Here is a 3,880-nt window from a genome sequence, read left to right as displayed (position 1 = left end):
CGGTTGCGGGGTCGAACTCCGTATTTTTTTATGTTGAGGAGCAAACAGTGGCCATTGTTGATTCGATCGTTTCCCAGTCTGGGCGTCACTCCCGCTACATCGGTCGGGTTGGGGCGCTCGCCGTTGCGCTGGGGGTCGGTTCAGGCATTGTCGCGATGCCGTTGGCCTTTGCCGACACCACCGGCTCAGCAGGGTCGACCAGCGATCAGTCCGCAAGCAGCGCCTCGACCAAGGCCAACACGCCGCGGCGTTCGGGGCCTGGCGTGGCCGCAAGCGATCCCACCTCGGCAGACTATTCGAGCCCGCGCAGCAATACCGGCCCGGTGGCGAGTCCGCGCCCGCGAAAAGCGGGTCCGGCCGCAGCGCCGGTCATCGCGGCACCGGCCCCGCGTGTCGTTGACGCAACTCCTTCTGAAACGGTGACTCGGGCCGTGTCTGGCAACGCTGCTCCTGCTGCCGCCGATTCGGCGGCCGCTCCGGCCGTTGGGGTCGTTCTGCGCGCAGCGCCATCGACCTCGGTGAGCGATGTCGGTTCCAAGCTGTCGTCGTGGCTGGCCGGTGGCGGCACCGGTGACGATCCGGCGCTGGCGTCGCTGGCCTGGACCACGCTGGCAGCCGCCCGCCGTGAACTCGGTAGCGCCACGAAGGCGAACGTGGCCGCTGCTTCGACCTCCACCGCGCAGCCGCCGATCGGTTCGGCCGCCTCCACAACAGCTTCCCAGACAGCGGCGGCCACCGGCATCATCGGCCTCTTCTTCGGCAACGGCACTGCCGACAGCCCCAACGGCGGAATCATTGCGGGCAACGGTTACAGCTACACCAGCGGTGACTGCCCCAACGGCGCGACTTCGTGCAACGGCGGCAACGGCGGCATCTTCGGCAGTGGCGGTGCCGGATACAACGGCGGTAACGGCGGATCGGCCGGCTGGTTCGGCAACGGCGGCGACGGCGGTGCCTCGCTGACCGCGGGTGGCACCGGCGGCAAGGGCGGTAGCGGCGGTCTGTTCATCGGCAACGGCGGCAACGGCGGCGCCGGCTACAACGCATCGACCGATGTGTCGGGCAACGGCGGCAGCGGCGGGGTCGGTGGCAACACCGGCTTGCTGTCGGTGTGGGGCAGTGGCGGTACCGGTGGTGTCGGGGGGGCGGGCAACGCGACCAACGGTGTCGGGGGCGTCGGCGGCAACGGTGGCAATGCGGGAACCCTGTCGCTGATCGCCCGTGGCGGTGCGGGCGGCGTCGGCGGTGCTGGCGCTACCGGTGGCGGTATCGGCGGCACCGGTGGATCTGGGGGACTGTTGCTGGGCAGCGGCGGCGACGGCGGCGCCGGCGGTGCGACGACGGTGTTCGAGGTCGGTGCTGTGGGCGGCAACGGCGGCAACACCGGCTTGCTCTCGTTGTGGGGCAACGGCGGCCAGGGCGGCGTCGGTGGCAACGGCATCGAGGGTGGCGGCCAGGGCGGCAACGGCGGCCGGGGCGGTGTGGTGATCGGCGACGGCGGTGGTGGTGGCGACGGTGGTCAGTCGCTGAGGTTCGGTGATGGTGGCGACGGCGGCAACGGCGGCAACGTCGGCGTGCTGTCGGTCTGGGGCGCCGGCGGCAACGGCGGTAACGGTGGCACCGGTCGGGCGGGTCTCTTCGGCGGAGACGGCGTACTGCCGGGTGAGTCGGGCGGCTACGGCACCGGCGGCGGTTTCGGCGGTAACGGCGGGAACGGCGGCGAGGGCAGCTTCGTGATCGGCCGCGGCGGCGCCGCTGGCTATGGTGGCAACGGTGGTGTCGGCGGTCGTGGTGGCAACGGTGCCACAGGTGCGAACGCTGCGCTGCCCGGTGGCGATGGTGGCGATGGCGGTAACGGCGGCAATGGTGGCCCCGGCGGGTCTGGTGGCGTAAAGGGCACTGCGGGTACTGGCCGAATCCTGTTCGTGTTCAGCGCGAATGGCAGTAACGCCGCAGACGGCGTCGGTGGCACCGGTGGTGTCGGCGGTAATGCCGGCAATGGCGGCAAGGGTGCAGCCGGTGTCGACGGTATCGACAGCCCCAGTGCGTTGGTGGACGGCACCGCCGGCACGACCGGCGGTAAGGGCGGCCGTGGCGGTATCGGCGGTGATGGGGGTGACGCGGGCGACGGCGGTGTAGCAGGCGTCGGCGGTTCCGGTGGCGTGGGTGGGGCCGGTGGTGCCGGCGGTATCGGCGGCGACGGGTTCAGCGGCGCTGCTGGAACCGGTCAGGACGGCACCAACGGCGGCATCGGTGGTGCCGGGGGAGCGGGTGGCACCGGCGGAGCCGGCGGTTCGGGCGCGACGGACGGTACAGACGGTGTCGGGGGCGTCGGCGGCAATGGCGGTTCGGCAGGTGCCGGTGGTAACGGCGGCTCGGGTGCTGCTGGATCGGCGGTGGGCCAGGCCGGTGGTGATGGTGGCAATGCCGGTAGTGGTGGTGCTGGTGGGGCTGGCGGCGTTGGCGGTGTTGGTGGTGGCTCGGCTGGGGCGGGTGTTGGCGGTAATGGTGGTTATGGTGGTGCGGCCGGTGTCGGTGGTGATGGTGGCGATGGCGTGTCGGGGGCGGCTGGTACGGCGCTGAGCGTGGACGGTCAGACCGGTGGCGCGGGCGGTAATGCGGGTAGCGGCGGTGTTGGCGGTGCCGGCGGTTCCGCCGGTTCGGGTGGTGTCAACGGCAACGGCGGGGCTGGTGGCCTGGGCGGCAACGGCGGACTCGGCGGTAACGGTGGACTCGGCTTCAGCGGCGCCGACGGTTCAACTGCGGGCGCGGCGGGGCAGAACGGCGGCAACGGTGGTTTCGGTGGCGCCGGTGGTTCCGGTGGTGCGGCCGGTGCCGGCGGTGCGGTCGGTACGGGCGGCACGGGTGGTTCGGCGGGCGCCACCGGAAATTCCGGTAATGGCGGTAACGGCGGCAATGCCGGTGCCGGTGGTAACGGCGGTAAGGGTGCTGCCGGGACCCTCGCGGGCAATGGCGGCAACGGCGGTAACGCCGGGGCTGGGGGTGCCGCTGGTGCGCGCGGGGCGGGCAACAATGGTGTCCGTGGTGAGGAGGGTCTCGGCGCTGACGGCGGCGATGGCGGCGCCGGCGGCGACGGCATCACGTCGACGACACCCGGTTTCGGCGGTGGGCTTGGCGGCAAGGGCGGTCAGGGCGGTAACGGCACCGGGTTCGGTCTGGTCGGGTTCGGCAATGCCGGTGACGGCGGTGCCGGCGGTGCCGGCGGTGCCGGGTATTCCGGAGCGGCCGGAACCGGTGAGGACGGCGTCGGTGGCGGCGACGGTGGCCAGGGCGGCAAGGGTGGCAATGCCCAGTCGGGATTCGCGGGTAATGGCGGTGCCGGTGGTAACGCGGCCGCCGGCGGCAATGGCGGTTCCGGTGTTCCCAACGGTGGCGCCGGCGGTGACGGTGGTGTCGGTGGCAATGCGGGTGCCGGCGGTGCTGGGGGGCTGGCGCCTTTCGGGTTCAACGGTGCCGGTGGTAACGCGGGTCTGGCCGGCAGCGGCGGCAAGGGCGGTGACGGGGCGTTCGGCACGGCGGGCGCCAACGGCGCGAGTGCCGGCAACTCCGGAGCAGCCGGCAATGATGGCGGCGCCGGTGGTGCTGGTGGCATTGGCGGCAACGGCGCGGCCGGTGGCACGGGTGGTAAGGCCGGTACCGACTCAGTCGGTGGCAATGGCGGTTCCGGCGGCGCTGGCGCTGCCGGTGGCAACGGCGGCTCGGGTGCTGCTGGATCGGCGGGCTCGACCGGTGTGGCCGGCCAGGCCGGCGGCAGCGGTGGCAGGGGCGGCAACGGTGGTGCCGGTGGTGCCGGTGGCCTGTTCGGCCTTGGTGGCGGTACTGCCGCCGCGGGTAAGGCCGGCAGCGGCGGCAACGGAGG

At 72.4% G+C, this 3,880-nt stretch carries 1 pseudogene; it reads left to right on the top strand.

Annotation, left to right across the window (positions count from 1 at the left end):
• Positions 1–518: 518 nt before the first annotated feature.
• Positions 519–3,880, top strand: a pseudogene (locus tag ACKOB8_RS08805) (PE family protein); the annotation flags it as partial.

This window comes from Mycobacterium sp. (genome assembly GCF_046091765.1).
Taxonomy (GTDB): domain Bacteria; phylum Actinomycetota; class Actinomycetes; order Mycobacteriales; family Mycobacteriaceae; genus Mycobacterium.
The sequence above is the reverse complement of the archived record's forward strand: the minus strand, read 5'-3'. Positions and strand labels throughout refer to the sequence as shown.